The sequence below is a fragment of the Mesorhizobium sp. M0048 genome (genome assembly GCF_040323405.1).
Classification (GTDB): domain Bacteria; phylum Pseudomonadota; class Alphaproteobacteria; order Rhizobiales; family Rhizobiaceae; genus Mesorhizobium.
Genome location: NZ_JAMYUV010000001.1, coordinates 13,750 through 31,069, shown reverse-complemented (window position 1 = coordinate 31,069; position 17,320 = coordinate 13,750). Strand labels below are relative to the sequence as shown.

Genomic DNA, 17,320 nt, shown 5'->3' with positions numbered 1-17,320 from the left:
AAAACTGGTCGTCATCGAAGTGGGAACCGCCATGCCCCTTGCTCTTTACGCTCTTGCCGCCGGTGCGTTCGGCATCGGCGTCACCGAATTCGTCATCATGGGCCTGCTGCTCGACGTCAGCACCGATCTCGACGTCTCGATCTCAGCTGCCGGCCAGCTTATTTCCGGCTATGCGCTCGGCGTTGTCATCGGCGCGCCGCTGCTGACGATCGCAACCGGCCGTTGGCCGCGCAAGACCGTGCTTCTGTCGCTGATGGCGATCTTCACGCTGGGCAACCTCGCCTGTGCGCTTGCCCCAGACTACTGGACGCTGATGGGTGCGCGCGTGCTGACCGCCTTCGCCCACGGCACCTTCTTCGGCGTTGGCTCGGTCGTGGCGACCGGGCTGGTGGCGCCCAACAAGAAAGCTTCGGCGATCGCCCTGATGTTCACCGGCCTGACCATCGCCAACATCCTCGGCGTGCCTTTCGGCACTTGGCTCGGCCAGGCCTTCGGCTGGCGCGCGACGTTCTGGGCGGTGACCCTGGTCGGCATCGCCGCCTCCGCCATCATTCTCTTGGTGGTGCCGCGCAGCCGAACAGAACCTGAGAAGAGCAATTTGCGTGCCGATCTCGCCGTGCTCGGCCGCACGCCCGTCCTGCTTGGCTTTGCCACCACCGTGCTTGGCTATGCCGGCGTCTTTGCCGTCTTTACCTACATCGCTCCGTTGCTGACCGAGATCACCGGTTTTGAGGAAGCAGCGGTGTCGCCTATCCTGCTGGTCTTCGGCGGCGGCCTCATCGCCGGCAAAATCGCCGGCGGCAAGTTCGCCGACCGCCGGCTGCTACCTTCCGTTCTCGGCAGTCTCGTCGTCCTGGCGCTGGTGCTCGGCACCATGACGTTCGCCCTGCACAGCCAGGTCATGGCCGTTATCTATGTCGGCCTGCTCGGCGCCGCCGCCTTCGCCACCGTGGCGCCACTGCAGATGTGGGTGCTGGAAAAGGCACAAGGCGCCGGCCAGAGCCTCGCCTCGTCCTTCAACATCGCCGCCTTCAACCTCGGCAACGCGGCCGGCGCCTGGCTCGGCGGCGTGGTCATCGCGCACGGTCCCGGCCTCGGCGCCGTCACCTGGGTCGCGGCCCTGTTGCCGCTTTCAGCGCTTGCCGTGGCGGCGTTTGCTCTGCGCCTCGACCGAGACCCTGCCCTCTCCACACCGGAAATCGCGCCGTCATAGAACGGCAAACCTCAACCAATCCTTGAAACAGCCATCCTTCCACAAGGAGCAAACCCATGGATTATCGAAATCTTGGCGCATCAGGCCTGAAGGTCCCGGCACTCTCGTTCGGCGCTGGAACCTTCGGCGGCTCAGGCCCGCTGTTCGGCGCCTGGGGCAACAGCGATGCGACGGAAGCACGGCGGCTGGTCGACATCTGCCTAGAGGCCGGCGTCAACCTGTTCGACACCGCCGATGTCTATTCGATTGGCGCTTCCGAACAAGTGCTCGGCGCTGCCATCAGGGGCCGCCGCGACGCCGTGCTGATCTCGACCAAGACCTCGCTGCCGATGGGCGACGGTCCCAACGATGCCGGCTCGTCACGTTCACGCCTGATCAAGGCCGTCGAAGACGCGCTGAAGCGTATTGGAACCGATTACATCGACCTGCTGCAACTGCACGCCTTTGATGCCGCAACACCGATCGAGGAGGTGCTGTCGACGCTGGACGGTCTCGTGCGCGCCGGCAAGCTGCGTTATGTCGGCGTCTCCAATTTTTCCGGCTGGCAAGTGATGAAGTCGCTCGGCCTGGCGGATAGATATGGCTATCCCCGATACGTCGCCCATCAGGTCTACTACTCGCTGGTCGGACGCGATTATGAATGGGAGTTGATGCCGCTCGGCCTCGACCAGGGTGTCGGTGCGCTGGTGTGGAGCCCACTCGGCTGGGGCCGCCTGACCGGCAAGATCCGCCGTGGCCAGAAGCTGCCTGAGAAAAGCCGGCTGCACGACACGGCAAGCTTCGGACCGCCCGTCGAGGATGAGCATCTCTATCGGGTCGTCGACGCGCTTGATGTTGTCGCCGAGGAAACCGGCAAGACCATACCGCAGATCGCCATTAATTGGCTGCTGCAGCGGCCGACCGTCGCCTCCGTCATCATTGGCGCGCGCAACGAGGAGCAGTTGCGCCAGAATCTCGGCGCCGTCGGCTGGTCCTTGACAGCCGAGCAGATGAAGAAGCTCGACACGGCAAGTGAGGTCACCGCACCCTACCCGTATTTTCCCTATCGCCGGCAGGAGGGGTTTGCCCGGCTGAACGCGCCCGCAGTCTGACGCTCCAAAAGCTGGCGGCGGCTCCCGGGCTGCCGCCCCGGCTAATGCAGCACGAACTCGCCGTCGACCTTGCGCCATTCGTTCGGCGCGATCAGCTTCTGGTGCGTGTAGCTCACCGAATGCAGCGGGCCTTCGAGCTCGGCCTTCCAGAATTCGATGAAGCGGATCAGCACCGGAAATTTCGGGGCGATGTCGTAATCCTGCCAGATGAAGCTCTGCAGCAGATGCGGATGATCGGGAAAGTGATAAAGAATCTTGGCCGTGGTCAAGCCATAGCCCTTGAGCATCAGGTCCATTTCTGAATGGTCGCGCATTGCGGTCCCCTGGTTGATTCTCCTTCCTCCCAGCCTGAAATTGTGCACCCCATTTGCTTATTCGTCTATTGATATTTCTGCGATCAAACCAGATTCCTCCCGCAAAAACATGCGCTTAGCAGCCGCCTCACGAGAGTGCTGACACCACCCGGCAAGGCACCTGCGGCATCCCGCCGCGCGAATCCAACGTCTAATGTTGCCGTCACCGCCGAACTGTTAATAATGCGCGCGAATTCGCGGCCGCATCGCTGCGATCCTGCCGGCGGTCAAGCCGGCGGTTTGGTTTTGGGGAGGAAGGCGAAGAAATGTCCGATGTTCATGTCCATCGCGTCCAGCCGGCGTGGAAGAAGAACGCGCTGATTGACAATGACACCTACCTGAAATGGTACGCCGACAGCGTCAAGAACCCGGACAAGTTCTGGGGCACGCACGGCAAGCGCATCGACTGGTTCAAGCCCTACAGCAAGGTCAAGAACACGTCCTTCGACGGCAAGGTTTCGATCAAATGGTTCGAGGATGGCCAGACAAACGTTTCCTGGAACTGCATCGACCGGCATCTGAAGAAGCGCGGCGAACAGACCGCCATCATCTGGGAAGGCGACAACCCCTACGACGACAGGAAGATCACCTATAACGAACTTCACGCACATGTCTGCCGCCTCGCCAATGTGATGAAGAAGCACGGCGTCAAGAAGGGCGACCGCGTCACCATCTACATGCCGATGATCCCGGAGGCCGCTTATGCGATGCTCGCCTGCACGCGCATCGGCGCCATTCATTCGGTCGTCTTCGGCGGCTTTTCGCCGGACGCGCTGGCCGGACGCATCGACGACTGCAAGTCGACCTTCGTCATTACCGCCGACGAAGGCCTGCGCGGCGGCAAGACTATCCCGCTGAAGGACAACACCGACAAGGCGATCGAGATCGCCGCCAAGGCCGGAACGAAAGTCGAAAAGGTCTTGGTCGTGCGCCGCACCGGCGGCAAGACCGGCTGGGCCGCCGGGCGCGACGTCTGGTACCATGACGAGGTCGCCACGGTTAAGGCCGAATGCAAGCCCGAGAAGATGAATGCCGAGGACCCGCTGTTCATCCTCTACACATCCGGCTCGACCGGCAAGCCGAAGGGCGTGCTGCACACCACCGCCGGCTATCTCGTCTATGTCTCGATGACCCACCAATATGTATTCGACTATCATGACGGCGACATCTACTGGTGCACCGCAGATGTCGGCTGGGTCACCGGTCACAGCTATATCGTCTACGGGCCGCTCGCCAACGGCGCCACCACGCTGATGTTCGAAGGCGTGCCGAACTACCCGTCGCAGTCGCGCTTCTGGGACGTGATCGACAAGCACAAGGTCAACATCTTCTACACGGCGCCGACGGCGTTGCGTGCGCTGATGGGCGCCGGCGATGCCCATGTCACCAAAACGTCGCGCAAGTCGCTGCGCGTGCTGGGCACCGTCGGCGAGCCGATCAATCCGGAAGCCTGGGAGTGGTATTTCAACGTCGTCGGCAACGGCAAGGTGCCGATCGTCGACACCTGGTGGCAGACCGAGACCGGCGGCATCATGATCACGCCGGTTCCGGGCGCCACCCACCTCAAGGCGGGTTCGGCGACGCGGCCCTTCTTTGGCGTCAAGCCGCAGCTGGTCGACGCCGACGGCAAGGTACTGGAAGGCGAAGCCAGCGGCAATCTTTGCATTGCCGACTCATGGCCGGGCCAGATGCGCACCGTCTATGGCGATCACGACCGCTTCGTGCAGACCTATTTCTCGACTTACAAGGGCAGGTACTTCACCGGCGACGGCTGCCGCCGCGATGCTGACGGCTACTACTGGATCACCGGCCGGGTCGACGACGTCATCAACGTCTCCGGCCACCGCATGGGCACCGCCGAGGTCGAATCGGCGCTGGTTTCGCATGAGAAGGTCTCGGAGGCCGCCGTCGTCGGCTACCCGCACGATATCAAGGGCCAGGGCATCTACTGCTATGTCACGCTGATGGCCGGCGAGACGCCAAGCGAGGAATTGCGCCAGGAGCTCGTCGTCCATGTCCGCAAGGAGATCGGCGCCATCGCTTCGCCCGACAAGATCCAGTTCGCGCCCGGCCTGCCGAAGACCCGTTCCGGCAAGATCATGCGGCGCATCCTGCGCAAGATCGCCGAGGATGATTTTGCCGCGCTCGGCGACACCTCGACGCTCGCCGATCCGGCAGTCGTCGACGACCTGATCGCCAACCGGCAAAACAAGAAGGGCTGATGCAACCCGCATTGGGCGCCGTCACCGAGCTTTGGCGCTATCCCGCGAGCTCGCTCGCCGGCGAGTTTCAGGAGGCGATCTCCGTCGACTGGTATACCGTCGAAGGCGACCGCCTGTTTGGTCTTGTCGATACCTCGACCGATGAAATCGCACGGCCCGACCGCGAAGCGAAATGGCACAAGGTGCCCCGCATCCGCACCCGGCTGTCGCAGGCCGGCAGGCTGGAGGTCGCCATCCCCGACGGACGCTGGCTTTCGGCACCTGGCGCGCAAAGTGATCGCGCGGTTTCCGCGTATCTCGGCTTTGCGGCTTCCATCCGGCCGTTCCGCCGGGAAAATGCGGCTCCGGATTACGCCGGCCCTCTGCTGACGGAACGCTATGTCAAAGCCCCTATTCATCTGCTGACCACCGCCTCACTGGCGCGTTTGAAAGTGCTGCATCCAGAGGGCACCGCCGACGCGCGCCGCTTCCGCCCCAACATCGTCGTCGATATGCCGGAGGTCGAGGGGTCGTTCCCCGAGACGGAATGGATCGGGCGCAAGCTGGCAATCGGCGACCTGCTCCTGACCATCTCCGAGCCGTGCCGCCGCTGCGGCTTCACCATCATTGGCCAGGACGGGTTGGACCACGACCCGGCAATCCTGCGCAGCCTGGTCCGCCACAACGCCCATAATCTCGGCGTCTACTGCACCGTCGATCGACCGGCCCGCGTCGAGATCGGCGCCACGATGCGCCTCCTGTAGCTATCGGTACAAATCCGCCCGCGTCGGCGGCAGGCCGCTCGGCCCACGCGCGCGCCTTGTGGCGACGGTCTGGAAAACCTGCGCCGATGCACGTTCGAAAGTAATCGAGCAGCCGGTGAGATAAAGCAGCCAGAGCCGCGCCTTGGCTTCGCCGACCTCAGCGATGGCTTCGTCAAAACGTGCGTGGAGACGCTCTGCCCATAGCCTGCAGGTGCGCGCATAGTGCTCGCGCAAGTTTTCGACGTCGTAGACGAGGAAGCCGTGCGCCTCGAGATTGCCGAGCGTCATGCCGATCGTATCGAGTTCGCCGCCCGGAAAAATGTATTTGATCAGCGCCTTGAATTCCGGCCCCTTTCGCAGCGTCTTCTTCAAGCTGCCCTTGTCGCGCCGGGTGATGGCGTGGTGCAGATAGATGCCGCCGGGCTTGAGCAGGCGATGGATCCTCGAGAAATAGGCCGCATGGTTGGCAAGCCCCAGATGCTCGAACATGCCGATCGACGAGATCTTGTCGAAGGAGCCGGACAGCTCGGCATAGGACTTGATCTCGATGGTGATGCGGTCCTCCAGCCCCGCGGCGCGGATGCGTTCGCGGGCGAGCTCGGTCTGTGCCTCCGACAGCGAAACACCGTGGCCGACGACGCCATAATTCTTCACCGCATGGATGAGCATCGCTCCCCAGCCGCAGCCGATGTCGAGCAGTTTTTCGCCGGGCTTCAGCCGAAGCTTGCGGCAGATATGGTCGAGCTTGTCTCTTTGGGCCTGATCGATATCGTTGGCGAAATCCTTGAAATAGCCGCAGCTATAGACCATGCGCTCGTCGAGGAAGAGCCGGTAGAATGCGTTGGAAATATCGTAGTGATGCTGGATTGCCTCCCGGCTCGAACCGCTGACGAAAGGATTGCGGCCGGAAAGATCGGTTCGCGCCGTCATCTGTTTTCGCGAAAACAGCACCGCCGGCAGGTCGCGCAGGATCGCCAGCTTCGGCAACGTCTTGAGCTTCGTCCTGAGCTTGCCGTGCGTGGGCAAGGCGTAGAAATCAAACAGCGATCCGTCTTCGACGTCGACCGCCTTGGCAATCCACATCTCGATCAGCGTCGATAAAGAGGGCCGACGTACGATCTGCCAGACGATGTCCTGGTCGTTGATAGTGAGCACCGGGCCGGTAGCCGGGCCGATCCGCTCGCCTGTCCACAGCCTCACCGCGAAACCCGGTTTCAGCGTTTCGATGACCGTCCGAACAATCCGGGCCGCTCTTTCGGCTGCCTCCATCCCCATCCTCCCTTACCCGGCAAAAAGCGGCCCGGAACAATCGCGGCTCGATCTTGCCTGCCGGATCGGCCGGCCGCAAGCCGCCCGAGTGCACAAGCACGCTTGTTCAGGATTTTCGAGTGCCCCGCCTTGCCATTTGCCGGATGACACCCCATCATGAGCAAGTGTTCAACAAATCGAAAGGAGGTGATCCGATGTCGAGTGATTTCGTTTTCCAGAACGTGGCCTCAGCGGATCGCACTTTCGGGAAGCAGTCTTCCCGTTAAGGCGCGAGATGCGCGGCTGGCGACCAACCGTCGCAGCCAGGAGCCGCGCCATGGACGGAAACACGGAAGGCCGCCGACTTCGCAAGAAGCGGCGGCCTTTTCCTTTTTGGGCTGTTGTCCCTTATTTGGTTACGCTCAACATCTCGACGTTGCGCGCTATGTCCTGGAAAGCCTGGTTGAGTTCGGTTCCATTGGCAGCTTGGTAGAAGTGCTTGATCTTGGTGGTGTCCGGGCTCGCGCAATCCTGGAGCGTCGCCTTGGCATTCGTTTCGTTTAGGTCAAATCCAATAGTGAAGATCTCGATGCCCTTGTCGCGCATGGCAGCGCAAAGTTTCTTGGCTGCCGTGCGGGTCGGCTCCTTGCCGGCGTCATTGTAAACGTCGCTCACCGTGCTCGCATCGAAGTAGGACAGGTTGAATTCGCCGTCGGTCATCAGGATCGCGATTTTGGCGACCTTTTTTGGATCCATCTTGGCCGGCCGCTGCGAAGTCCTCATTATGCTCCCCCAGCTCTCCGAGAGCATGTACCAGGTCCACTGCACGCCGATATGGCCGGCAGTGCCGCCGGAGGCGACGAAATTCTTGATGACCGTCTTGAGCGCCGTCGCATCGGCCGTCAGCGGCATCAGCGTGGCGGCCGGGCAGGCGGCGGTGCCGGTTTGCCAGGCGAAGGACGACAGCAGGTAGTCGCGGTTGACCATGCTGGCGTCGGGGCCTGCGTCCGAATACTGGTAGGTCCCCTTGCGTTCTGTGGCGCAATTATCGGGACGGATGAAGCCCGAGACATACTGCACGGCGTCATTGGCCGGCGCCTGTTTGCGTTGGCTGGCGGTGGTTTCCACATAGACGCTGCTGGTGGCAAGTGTACCGGCATTCACCGAATTGGCATAAGGCACGATGGCAACCCGCACGCGCGGTTTGGACGGGTCCTGACCGCCCAGGAAGCTGTCGACAGCATTCGCCGCAGCCGTCCGCAGATCGATGATTTTCTGGCCTGCCATCGAGCCGGTAACATCGAGCATCATCGCGACTTCGATCTGCTTGTCCGAATAGAGAGCCGTCGTCGATGCGGGAACGCGCTGCATGCTACCCGTGCTGAAAAGCGGGAAATAATAGCTGACATTGACATGAACGTCCGCCTGAACGGTCTTGGCGATTCGGTCGACAGTCAGTTTGTCGAGAACGATCTGATTGTCCTGCAGGATACCCGCCGTGCTGTTGGCATCGAGAAAGGCCTGCACCGATTTGCTGGCGTCAGCCTCGCTGATGACGCTGGTCGTCAGGTCGCGGGCCGTCGAGGTGACCGCAGCATCGACGACGCCTTGCAGGCTCGATTTCACATTGTAGAGTTGGGAGACGTTGACGGCAAAGCCGACGCTCAGCGCCAGTACTGAGCCGATTATACCAAACAGCACCGCGAAATTTCCGCTGCGATCCCCGGCAAACCCGCCGATCGCCTGAACAAGACCCCCGAAACGCCGCATTCCTTCCGCCTCCATTCGCTACAGCCTGCAGCTGTCCGAACGCGCATTGCAGGAATCCGGCCGGATCGCGCCGCCGGGCGCGGGAAAGCGAGCGCCCCCCGCTCAGGGCATTGTTTCCAAACGGTTTCGAGCGGCGACAAGGTAAACAGCCGGTAAACGAAAGCCGCGTCGGCGCAGCTTTGTTCACAAAGCGCTTACCACGATCCGGCTCGCAATTCGGAACGGCCGGACTGCGTCCCGATCCGGTACAGAAGAGATGTCTCGAACCGGATCAGCACGACCGCGATGGCGGGACGTGGAAACACGGCTGTGGATGTCTCCGGGAGGATTAGGCCAGCACCCGTGCGGTGACGGTCCTGTCGAGGCCGCGATAGGGCGGCCTGAACAGGTTGCCTTCCTGCTCGTAGGTCCAGACCTTGAACAGGCTGAGCCGGTGCGGGCCGAAACTGTGCAACAGCGGCACATCGGTGGCGTCGCGGCCACGCGCAATGACGACACGGCCGATTCTCGGCACGTTGTGGCGGGGATCGAACGTGTACCACTTGCCGTCGAGGAACACTTCCATCCAGGCCGAGAAGTCCATCGGCGCCGGATCCGCGGGCACGCCGATATCGCCGAGATAGCCGTTCACGTAGCGGGCCGGGATATTCATGCAGCGGCAGAGCGTGATCGCCAGATGGGCAAAGTCGCGGCAGACGCCGACGCGTTCCTCATGCGCCTGCGCCGCCGTGCGGGTCGAGCGCGCATAACCGTAGCCGAAGGACAGGCGGTTGTGGACATAGTCGACGATCGCCTGCACCCGCGCCCAGCCCGGCGGAAGCTGGCCGAACAGTTGCCAGGCCAGGTCGCCGAGATGGTCGGTCTCGCAGTAACGGCTGCCGAGCAGATAGCCGAGCACCTCGTCCGGCAATTCGGCGACCGGAACTTCCCTGGCCAGCGTGTTGACTTCGTCCGCCTCACCGCTGTCCTCGACCACCGCGTCATAGAGGATGCGAAAGCTTCCGGCCGGCGCCGTGAAGCGGCGGCAGCTATTGCCGAAAAGATCGTGGTAGACCCTGGTCGGGACCGACGGCGAGGTCAGCACGCGCGTCTGCCGCTTGATGTCGACCTGGCGATCCCTGTGGATCTCGAGCAGCGAAACAATCGGCGTGGCTGCAGCGCATTCAATGCCAATTTCATAGCCGAGCCTGATCAGCATCGCCGTCCCCCTACGATCGTCATGGAAGATAGTGCTGGTCAACGCAGGAGAGTGCGCGGCGGTTCCTTGCGAACGTCGAAAACGACGCCTCGCGGCTTCCCATACGGACGCGGCAACGTTACGGTCGATCGACACGCGTCCTTCGAAAATAATCCCTCCAGGATGACCCGGGAAAACCGATGTTTGCAGGCAGAAAATTTGCGGCCTTCCTGTTCGATATGGACGGCACGATTCTCAATTCGATTGCCGCGGCGGAAAGGGTCTGGGCAGCTTGGGCGCGTCGGCAAGGTCTTGACGTCGCCGCATTCCTGCCGACCATCCACGGCGTGCGGGCGATCGAGACCATCGGCCGGCTGGCGCTGCCAGGCGTCGATCCTGCCCGCGAAGCCGATGCGCTTTTGCAGGCCGAGGCAGCCGATGTCGAGGGCATTCGCCCGATCGCCGGCGCCGCGGCGTTCCTCGCATCGCTGCCGCCTGGGAGTTGGGCGATCGCCACCTCCGCGCCGCGCGAACTCGCCCTGCTGCGCCTGCAGGCCGCCGGCATTCCGGCTCCCGCCTTGATCGTTGCGGCGGAGGACGTGGCCCGCGGCAAGCCGGCGCCCGACTGCTTCCGGCTGGCGGCCGAACGGCTCGGCGTCGATGTGCGCGACTGCCTTGTCTTCGAGGACGCGCCGGCCGGCATAGCGGCAGCCGAAGCCGCGGGCGCCGCAATCGTGGTGATCAGCGCCACGCACCGGCATCCTTTGCAGACGCCGCATGCCGCTATCGCCGGCTATGACGCGATCGGCATCGCCGTCGATGCCAGCGGCTGGATTGCCATCGAAGCGGAGCGGACGGCGCAGCCTGCGTAGTTTGGCGCCCTGCCTGGGCTAAAAGTCGCTGGTCAGGCCCTTGATCTCCCAGTCGCCGTAGCGGCCAGGCTCCTTGCCGCCGCGCCCGCCGATCTCCCTCGGCAGCGTGGCTTCCGTCTCGCGATATTTTTGCCGCCGGGCCTCGGCCTCCGCCAAAGCGCGCCGGGCTGCCGGCGTCAGCGCCTTTTGCGGCGCGTGGTGAGCCTGTGTTTTGTTGGATTCGTCGATCATGCGATCTTCCGGTAGATTGAAACGGGCCCCCGATTGAAACGAGAACCGCTGTTTCCCATCATATAGCGATGGGTCCACAAGGGATCGACCCCTTTGTTGGGCAGAACGGAGCAGACAATGAACACCCTTCGCACCGCCATGCTTTTGGCCGCAATGACGGCCCTGTTCATGGGCGTCGGTTATCTGGTCGGCGGATCCGGCGGCATGATGATCGCTTTGCTGATCGCTGCCGGCACCAATCTGTTCAGCTATTGGAACGCCGACAAGATGGTGCTGGCGATGCACCGAGCGATCGAGGTCGACGAAAGCAACGCGCCTGAATATTACGCCATCGTGCAGGGCCTCGCCCGACGCGCCGGTCTGCCGATGCCGAGGACCTATCTCATCGACAATCCGCAGCCCAATGCCTTCGCCACCGGCCGCAATCCGCAAAATGCCGCTGTCGCCGCCAGCACTGGCCTGCTCGAGCGGCTATCGCATGAAGAAGTCGCGGCGGTGATGGCGCACGAGCTCGCCCATGTGCAGCACCGCGATACGCTGACCATGACGATCGTCGCCACCTTCGCCGGCGCAATTTCGATGCTCGGCAACTTCGCCTTCTTCTTCGGCGGTAACCGCGACAACAACAATTCCTTCGGCATCGTCGGCGTGCTGGTGGCAATGATCGTCGCGCCTTTGGCCGCCATGATCGTGCAGATGGCGGTGAGCCGCACTCGCGAATACGAGGCCGACCGGCGCGGTGCCGAAATCTGTGGACACCCGCTGTGGCTCGCCTCGGCGCTTGACAAGATCGCCCGTGGCGCCGAACGCATCCGCAACCCGGATGCCGAGCGCAATCCGGCAACCGCCCATCTCTTCATCATCAATCCTCTTTCCGGCGAGCGCATGGACAATTTGTTCTCCACCCACCCGAGCACCGAAAACCGCATCGCCGCCCTGCAGCGGATGGCGCAACAGATGGCCGGCGCACCCGAAGCGGCCGCGACGCCAAGCCCGGCGCCGGACGGGATCGGGCAGCAGCCGTCGGGTCCGTGGGAAAGGGCCGCCCGGCCCGAAAGGCCGGCCGAGCCGGCCAGGCCGAAACCCAATCCCTGGGGACGCAATCCGACCGGGCCTAAAGGTCCGTGGTCGTGACGAGCGCGACAGACAAAAAAGGCGGGATCTCGCTGGCGGAAATACGCGATCTTTGTGCAAGGCACTGGAACCCTATCGGCATACCGATGGCGAACATGGAAACATCAAGTGAACTGGAATTTCGTCCGCTTCCTGAAAACGAATATGACACCTATCTCCACCACATCGTCCGACTTGTCGGGGATGGTGCATCTCCAAAGCAAGTCGCGGACTATGTTGACAAGGTTGAGAAAGACTACATTCAGGTGACCTCACCCCTAGGAAGCAAAGAAGATTTTGTCAGCGCCATATTTAAACTAGTCAACCGATCGCCGGCACAATGAGGCCAACTCACAGTGAGGCTTCAGAAGCTCGCGGTCTCGCCGCGCGCAAGGCAGCCGCGCGGCTGCTTGCCGCCGTCATCGACGCGAGAACGCCGCTCGACGGGCTGACCGACCATGAAAACGGCCATCCGCAATACAAGGCGCTCGACCTGCGCGACCGCGCCCTGGTGCGCGCCATTCTGGTCACCGCCCTGCGCTACCGCATGACCATATCAGGCCTGTTGGCCCGCCGCCTGGAAAAGCCGCTGCCGCCCAACGCCACGGCGCTTTCGCACATCTTGCATGGGGCGGCGGCGCAGATCCTGTTCCTCGATGTTCCCGACAGCGCCGCCGTCGACCTCGCCGTGACGCATGCCAAGTCCGATCCGCGCACGGCGCGCTTTTCCGGCCTCGTCAACGGCGTACTGCGTACGTTGGCGCGGGCCAAGCAGGATGAGCTCGCGGCGGCGGTTGCGGCCACCGACGAGGCGCCAAAATGGTTTTCCGACCGTTTGAAAACGGTCTACGGCCTCGACAAGACCAGGCAGATACTGCTCGCCCATCGCCATGAGGCGCCGGTCGATTTCACCGTCAAGTCGGGCCCGGCGCTGTGGGCCGAACGGCTCGGTGGCTTCGTCTTGCCGACCGGCACGGTGCGGGTGGAAAAGCTCAGCGCTTCCGTGACCGAACTGCCCGGCTTTGGGGAAGGCGCCTGGTGGGTTCAGGACGCGGCGGCCAGCCTGCCGGCCCGGCTGTTCGGCGACATCAATGGTTTGCGAATCGCCGACCTCTGTGCCGCGCCGGGCGGCAAGACCGCCCAGTTGATCCTCGCCGGCGCCCACGTCACCGCCCTCGACATGTCCAGAACGCGGCTGGCACGGCTGACGCAGAACCTCGAACGGCTCGGCCTGGCCGCGGAGATAGTGCAGGCCGATCTGCTCAAATACGAGCCGAAGGACCGCTTCGACGCCGTCCTCCTCGACGCACCTTGCTCTTCGACCGGCACGGTGCGCCGGCACCCCGACGTCCCCTGGACGAAGACGGCGGCCGACGTCGAAAAACTGGCCGACCTGCAACGCCGGCTGCTTGCCCGGGCCGTCACCCTGGTCAAGCCTGGCGGACGCATCGTCTTTTCCAACTGTTCGCTCGATCCGCTCGAAGGCGAAGAGCTTTATCGCGGCTTTCTCGCCGGCAATGCGGAAATCATCGACGACCCGCTTCGGCCGGGTGAGATCGCCGGCATCGACCCGTTCCTGACGCCGCAAGGCACGTTGCGCACCACGCCTGCCGACCTGGAGCTTGGCTCCCCTGCCCGTTCCGGGCTGGACGGCTTCTTCGCCGCCCGCATGCGCAGAGCCGGCTAAGGGCAGATATCGAAGCGCGTCCGGCCTTTTGGAGCGAGGAGGCACGGAAAACAGGCTGAACGGCCACGCTGCCGCGGAATTCGCCTTCGCACAAGTTCTTGAATCATATAAACTTGTGCCTGGGTGAGGACGATCAGGAGAGATTTTGGCAATCGCTGCCGGTAACACGACGCGTCTGTGGACGCTTGTCGCGAGGGAGTTCTGGCGCAAGGCGCGCCGGCGCTTGCGTGCCGGACCACTCTATCGCTGGCGCTACTCAGGCCGCACGCCGGAGCGCGTCCTGATCGCCCCGCCGGACCTGCGCCTCGCCGATCCTCAGATTGCGCTCGAGATCTATTACGGCCGCTATCCGCTTTCGGGGCATCTGGTCGAGACCGGCGGCAAATCGCCCTTCCAGATCGACGTGCCCAATCCCGGCTGGCAAAAGACGCTGCATGGCTTTCGCTGGCTGCGCCACATGCGTGCCGCGCGTACCGAGCTCGCCGCCGCCAACGCGCGGGCGTTGGTTTCCGACTGGATTGCAATCCATGGCAGCCATATTTCCGGCGTCGCCTGGGAGCCCGGCACGACGGCCAAGCGCGTCATTGCCTGGCTGCAGCATTCCTCGATCGTGTTGCAGGGCGCCGAATTTCCGTTCTACCGCGCCTTCCTGAAATCGCTTGCCGTCCAGATCCGCTATCTGCGCGCCATGGCGCGCGAGATGCCGGACGGCAAGGACAGGCTGCGCGCGCGCATTGCGCTGGCCTTTGCCGCTTTGTCGCTGCCGGCGCCGGCCTCGGCGCTGCGCGGTGCCACCCGCAGTCTCGCCGAGGAGATCGACCGCCAGATCCTGCCTGACGGCGGCCATATCTCGCGCAATCCGATGGCCGTGCTTGAAATCCTCGCCGACCTTCTGCCGTTGCGCCAGACATACGCCAATCAGGCCGAGACACCGCCGGCCGCCCTGATCGGCGCCATCGACCGGATGCTGCCGGCGCTGCGCTTCTTTCGCCATCAGGATGGCAGCCTTGCCCGCTTCAACGGCATGGGCGCCACCATCCACGACCGTATCGCCAGCATCCTGCATCACGACGACACCGCCGGCGCACCATTGCTGCACGCGCCGCATTCGGGTTATGAGCGCCTGTCGATGGGGGGTGTCACCGTGATCGCCGATACCGGACCGCCGCCGCCCGTCGACGTGTCCAATGCCGCTCACGCCGGGTGCCTCGCCTTCGAATTGTCGTCGGGCCGCCAGCACTATATCGTCAACGCCGGCATAGACACCTATGGCGCCGCCGAGTTCCGGCCGCTTGCCCGCGCCACCGCCGCCCATTCGACCGCCACCATCAACGACACGTCGTCGGCGCGCTTCAACCACTCCCTGCGCGTCAACGACCTGCTCGGCACGCCTTTGATCGGCGGACCGCAGCATGTGCCTTGCAAGCGCACCGACCAGAAGGGCAGCCAGGGCTTCATCGCCCGCCATGACGGCTATGGGGCGCGCTTCGGCTTCCTGCATGAGCGCGAGCTGAAATTATCGACCGAAGGCAATGTGCTTGCCGGCAGGGACCGCTTCCTGCGGCCGGGCGGCGCCTCTATCCGCAACAATGGCCGTGATTTCGTCACGGTGCGTTTCCATGTCCATCCCGACATAAACCTGCTCCAGGATGAGCATGACCGTCTGGTGCTGGCCGCCGACCATGCCGACACCTGGGTGTTTACCTCCACCGAAGTGGCACCCGAGGTCGAGGAATCGATCTATTTCGCCGGGCTCGGCGGCCCGCGCCGCAGCCGGCAGATCGTGCTTGCGTTCAAAGCCTCGGAGATTTCCGAGGTCCACTGGCAATTGACGCGGACTACTATCGGTGGTCATCCGGAAAAAGCTGAAGCCAGTGGCAACGGCAAACACTGATCAAGCCTTGCTGCTTGATTTCCGGGCCTCATGTGCTACGGCCCGCGGACGCTCTCCAACCAGAACTGGAAAGGCCGCCAGCCCATGGCCGTCGCCGCCAAGAACATTCCCGCGCCCGACCTTGTTCCGATCCGTCGCGCGCTGCTCTCCGTCTTCGACAAGACCGGCCTGATCGACTTCGCCAAGGCGCTGGCTTCGGCCGGCGTCGAGCTGGTTTCGACCGGCGGCACCGCAAAGGCGATCGCCGAGGCCGGCATGGCCGTGCGCGACGTATCCGAGCTCACCGGCTTTCCCGAGATCATGGACGGCCGCGTCAAGACGCTGCACCCGTCGGTGCATGGCGCACTGCTCGGCGTGCGCGACGATCCCGAGCACGCCGCTGCGATGCGCGACCACGGTATCGAGCCTATAGATCTCGTCGTCTCCAATCTCTATCCATTCGAAGAGGTGCGCCGCTCCGGCGCCGACTACGCGGCGATCGTCGAGAACATCGATATTGGCGGCCCGGCGATGATCCGTGCCTCGGCCAAGAACCACGCCTATGTCGGTATCGTCACCGACCCTGACGACTATGCCTCGGTGCTCAACGCGCTGGAGATGAATTTCGGCTCGCTGTCGCTGGATTTCCGCAAGAAGCTGGCAGCCAAGGCCTTTGCCCGTACTGCCACCTACGATGCGGCGATCTCGGGATGGTTCGCCGAGGCGCTCGAGATCGAGCATCCGACATGGCGCGCCTTCGGCGGCAAGCTGCAATCGGTGATGCGCTATGGCGAAAACCCGCATCAGGGCGCCGGCTTCTATGTCAATGGCGACAGGCGGCCGGGCGTCGCTACGGCGCGCCAGCTTCAGGGCAAGCAGCTTTCCTACAACAACATCAACGACACCGACGCCGCCTTCGAGCTGGTCGGCGAATTCGATCCGACCCGCTCCGCCGCAATTGCCATCATCAAGCACGCCAACCCGTGCGGCGTCGCCGAAGCCGCTTCGCTGCACGCGGCCTATGCCAAGGCGCTGGCCTGCGATCCGGTCTCTGCCTTCGGCGGCATCGTCGCCATGAACCGCATCCTCGACGCCGGAACCGCCGCAGAGATCGTCAAGACCTTTACCGAAGTGATCATCGCACCAGAGGCGTCCGAGGAAGCAGTCCGCATCATTGCCGCCAAGAAGAATCTACGCCTGCTGGTTACCGGCGGCCTGCCCGACCCGCGCGCGGCGGGCCTTGGCTTGAAATCGGTTGCCGGCGGCTTGCTGGTCCAGGGCCGCGACAATGCGGTGATCGATGACCTCGACCTGAAAGTGGTGACCAGCCGCGCTCCGACGCCGGCCGAATTGGCCGATCTGAAATTCGCCTTTCGCGTGGCAAAGCACGTCAAGTCGAACGCCATCGTCTATGCCAGGGATGGCGCTACAGTCGGCATCGGCGCCGGCCAGATGAGCCGGGTCGATTCCTCGCGCATCGCCGCGCGCAAGGCGCTCGACGCGGCCGAGGCTGCCGGTCTGACGGAGCCTTTGACCAAGGGCTCTGTCGTCGCCTCGGATGCCTTTTTCCCGTTCGCGGATGGGCTTTTGTCGGCAATCGAAGCCGGCGCCACCGCCGTCATCCAGCCCGGCGGCTCGATGCGCGACGACGATGTCATCGCCGCCGCCGATGCTCACGGCATCGCCATGGTGTTTACCGGCGTGAGGCATTTCAGGCATTGAACTCC

At 63.5% G+C, this 17,320-nt stretch carries 15 protein-coding genes; 10 read left to right on the top strand and 5 right to left on the bottom strand.

Annotation, left to right across the window (positions count from 1 at the left end; all coding sequences use genetic code 11):
- The first annotated feature begins 31 nt into the window (after positions 1-31).
- Both NKJ84_RS00125 and NKJ84_RS00120 read left to right on the top strand, forming a co-directional pair.
- Positions 32-1,213: an MFS transporter gene (locus NKJ84_RS00125; RefSeq protein ID WP_352504878.1), complete on the top strand. Its 1,182-nt coding sequence runs from the start codon at positions 32-34 to the stop codon at positions 1,211-1,213.
- A gap of 56 nt (positions 1,214-1,269) precedes the next feature.
- Positions 1,270-2,304 (top strand): aldo/keto reductase, encoded by a 1,035-nt coding sequence (locus NKJ84_RS00120; RefSeq protein ID WP_352504877.1) that lies wholly within the window; start codon positions 1,270-1,272, stop codon positions 2,302-2,304.
- A 41-nt stretch (positions 2,305-2,345) separates the two neighbouring features.
- On the opposite strand, the gene NKJ84_RS00115 is transcribed toward NKJ84_RS00120, so the two are convergent.
- Entirely contained in the window at positions 2,346-2,618 is a 273-nt protein-coding gene (locus tag NKJ84_RS00115; protein WP_254820441.1) for an usg protein, read from the bottom strand.
- Between the two features lie 305 nt (positions 2,619-2,923).
- Between NKJ84_RS00115 and acs the strand changes: the two genes are divergently transcribed.
- Entirely contained in the window at positions 2,924-4,879 is a 1,956-nt protein-coding gene (gene acs, locus NKJ84_RS00110; protein WP_352504876.1) for an acetate--CoA ligase, read from the top strand.
- Positions 4,879-5,622: an MOSC domain-containing protein gene (locus tag NKJ84_RS00105; protein WP_352504875.1), complete on the top strand. Its 744-nt coding sequence runs from the start codon at positions 4,879-4,881 to the stop codon at positions 5,620-5,622. Before acs ends, NKJ84_RS00105 begins: the two co-directional genes overlap by 1 nt.
- Here the strand turns inward: NKJ84_RS00105 and NKJ84_RS00100 are convergent, their stop codons facing one another.
- The 3 genes from NKJ84_RS00100 to NKJ84_RS00090 all read right to left on the bottom strand — a co-directional run bounded on the left by NKJ84_RS00100 (position 5,623) and on the right by NKJ84_RS00090 (position 9,838).
- Positions 5,623-6,891, bottom strand: a complete 1,269-nt coding sequence (locus NKJ84_RS00100) for a class I SAM-dependent methyltransferase (protein ID WP_352504874.1) — start codon at positions 6,889-6,891, stop codon at positions 5,623-5,625. It lies immediately after the preceding gene.
- A gap of 387 nt (positions 6,892-7,278) precedes the next feature.
- Positions 7,279-8,640 (bottom strand): pilus assembly protein TadG-related protein, encoded by a 1,362-nt coding sequence (locus NKJ84_RS00095; RefSeq protein ID WP_352479566.1) that lies wholly within the window; start codon positions 8,638-8,640, stop codon positions 7,279-7,281.
- Between the two features lie 328 nt (positions 8,641-8,968).
- Positions 8,969-9,838 (bottom strand): transglutaminase-like domain-containing protein, encoded by an 870-nt coding sequence (locus tag NKJ84_RS00090; protein ID WP_352504873.1) that lies wholly within the window; start codon positions 9,836-9,838, stop codon positions 8,969-8,971.
- Positions 9,839-10,017: 179 nt separating this feature from the next.
- On the opposite strand from NKJ84_RS00090, the gene NKJ84_RS00085 reads away from it, so the two are divergent.
- The gene (locus NKJ84_RS00085) at positions 10,018-10,689 is read left to right on the top strand and encodes an HAD-IA family hydrolase (protein WP_352504872.1); all 672 of its coding nucleotides are present in this window, start codon (positions 10,018-10,020) and stop codon (positions 10,687-10,689) included.
- Positions 10,690-10,707: 18 nt separating this feature from the next.
- On the opposite strand, the gene NKJ84_RS00080 is transcribed toward NKJ84_RS00085, so the two are convergent.
- Entirely contained in the window at positions 10,708-10,920 is a 213-nt protein-coding gene (locus NKJ84_RS00080) for a DUF1674 domain-containing protein (RefSeq protein ID WP_352504871.1), read from the bottom strand.
- 117 nt (positions 10,921-11,037) lie between these two features.
- On the opposite strand from NKJ84_RS00080, the gene htpX reads away from it, so the two are divergent.
- From htpX to purH, 5 genes are all read left to right on the top strand, one after another.
- Positions 11,038-12,054: a zinc metalloprotease HtpX gene (gene htpX, locus NKJ84_RS00075; RefSeq protein ID WP_352504870.1), complete on the top strand. Its 1,017-nt coding sequence runs from the start codon at positions 11,038-11,040 to the stop codon at positions 12,052-12,054.
- Positions 12,051-12,377: a hypothetical protein gene (locus tag NKJ84_RS00070; protein ID WP_352504869.1), complete on the top strand. Its 327-nt coding sequence runs from the start codon at positions 12,051-12,053 to the stop codon at positions 12,375-12,377. Before htpX ends, NKJ84_RS00070 begins: the two co-directional genes overlap by 4 nt.
- Complete coding sequence (locus NKJ84_RS00065; protein ID WP_352504868.1) at positions 12,374-13,720, top strand: RsmB/NOP family class I SAM-dependent RNA methyltransferase; 1,347 nt, start codon at positions 12,374-12,376, stop codon at positions 13,718-13,720. Before NKJ84_RS00070 ends, NKJ84_RS00065 begins: the two co-directional genes overlap by 4 nt.
- Positions 13,721-13,865: 145 nt before the next feature.
- Positions 13,866-15,614: a heparinase II/III family protein gene (locus NKJ84_RS00060; RefSeq protein ID WP_352504867.1), complete on the top strand. Its 1,749-nt coding sequence runs from the start codon at positions 13,866-13,868 to the stop codon at positions 15,612-15,614.
- 84 nt (positions 15,615-15,698) lie between these two features.
- On the top strand, positions 15,699-17,315 hold the full coding sequence (gene purH / locus NKJ84_RS00055) for a bifunctional phosphoribosylaminoimidazolecarboxamide formyltransferase/IMP cyclohydrolase (protein WP_352504866.1): 1,617 nt from the start codon (positions 15,699-15,701) through the stop codon (positions 17,313-17,315).
- The last annotated feature ends 5 nt before the right edge of the window (positions 17,316-17,320 follow it).